This is a genomic window from Massilia sp. DJPM01, from assembly GCF_030348125.1.
GTDB lineage: Bacteria > Pseudomonadota > Gammaproteobacteria > Burkholderiales > Burkholderiaceae_D > Telluria_A > Telluria_A frigida.
Window position 1 is genome coordinate 1 of record NZ_JAQOZV010000157.1, and the last position, 1811, is coordinate 1811.

The window sequence follows — 1811 nt, forward strand, 5'->3', positions numbered from 1 at the left end:
CGCCGACATCCGTGCCCGGCTCGAACGCACCGGCATCTACCGCGAGAGCGGGCACGAACACTTCAACGGCAGCCTGGTGGTGCCGGTGATGGATGAACAGGGCCAGGTCGGCGAGGTGTACGGGCGCAAGATCACGGACGGCCTGCGCAAGGGCACGCCGCTGCATCTGTACCTGCCCGGCCCGCACCGCGGCGTGTGGAACGGCGCGGCGCTGGCGGCGTCGACCGAGATCATCCTGTGCGAGTCGCTGATCGACGCCATGACGTTCTGGTGCGCAGGCTACCGCAACGTCACCGCCAGCTACGGCATCGAGGGATTCACGGAAGATCATATGGCCGCGTTCAAGGCGCACGGCACCGCCCGCGTGCTGATCGCCTACGACCGCGACGACGCCGGCGAGCGCGCCGCCGACAAGCTGGCGGAGCGCCTGCTTGCTGTTGGTATCGACTGCTACCGCATCCAGTTCCCGAAGGGGATGGACGCCAACGAGTACGCGTTGAAGGTGCAGCCGGCCGCAAAAAGCCTGGGCGCGCTGATCCGCAAGGCCGTCTGGATGGGGAATGGCGCGCCGCCAGCCTCCGTCACTTCTTTAGCCGCTAAAGAAACGCCCGCATCGCCGGCGGAAGAAAATTTAGCCGCTAAATTAATTCCGGCACAGATAGCGGCGCCGCTGCCGGCATCGCCCGCGCCGGGCGGGCCGTCGTTTGCGATGGATGCGGACGTGAAGGATAACGAGGTCGTGCTGTCGTTCGCCGAGCGGCGCTACCGGGTGCGCGGCCTCTCTAAAAACCTGGCCTACGACGTGCTCAAGGTGAACGTGCTGGCATCGAACGGGGACGCCTTCCACGTCGACACCTTCGACCTGTACAACGCCAGGGCGCGCGCCAGCTACATCACGCAAGCGGCGGTCGAATTGCGCATTGCGGAAGACACGCTCAAGACGGACCTGGGGCGCGTGCTGCTCAAGCTCGAAGCCTTGCAGGAGATGCAGATCCAGGGAGCCTTGAAACCAAAAGAGCCGCAAGCGGTGACGATGGGCACGCTTGATCGCGAGGCGGCGCTGGCCCTGCTCGCCGCCCCCGACCTGCTGGCCCGCATCGCCGACGACTTCGACGCCTGCGGCATCGTGGGCGAAGCGACCAATAAGCTGGTGGGCTACCTGGCCGCGACCAGCCGCCGGCTGGACGCGCCGCTGGCGATCGTGATCCAGTCCTCCAGCGCGGCCGGCAAAAGCTCGTTGATGGACGCGGTGCTGGCCCTGATGCCGCAAGAGGAGCGGGTCAAGTACAGCGCCATGACCGGCCAGTCGCTGTTCTACATGGGCGAGACGAACCTGAAACACAAGATCCTGGCCATCGTCGAGGAGGAAGGCGCGAGCCGCGCCAGCTACGCGTTAAAACTGCTGCAGTCCGAGGGCGAGCTGACGATCGCCACCACCGGCGCCGATCCCAAGACCGGCAATCTGGTGACCCAGGAATACCGGGTCGAGGGGCCGGTGATGATGTTCCTGACGACGACGGCCATCGATATCGACGAAGAGCTGATGAACCGCTGCCTGGTGTTGACGGTGGACGAAGACCGCGAGCAGACGCGCGCGATCCACCGGCTGCAGCGGGAAAAGCGCACCCTGCAGGGACTGGTGAGAAAGGAACAGAAGCAGCGCATCCTGGAGCTGCACCGCAACGCCCAGCGGCTATTAAAAAAACTGGCCGTGGTCAACCCGTACGCGGACCAGCTGACGTTCCTTGACGACCGCACGCGCACCCGGCGCGACCATGAAAAGTACCTGACGCTGATCGACACCATCGCCT

The 1811-nt window shown here is 65.2% G+C and carries 1 protein-coding gene; it reads left to right on the plus strand.

The genetic code is table 11. The annotated features are described in order from the left end of the window. Positions 1-1811: toprim domain-containing protein (locus PO883_RS34320; RefSeq protein WP_289313781.1), on the plus strand; the 1811-nt coding region annotated here is incomplete at both ends.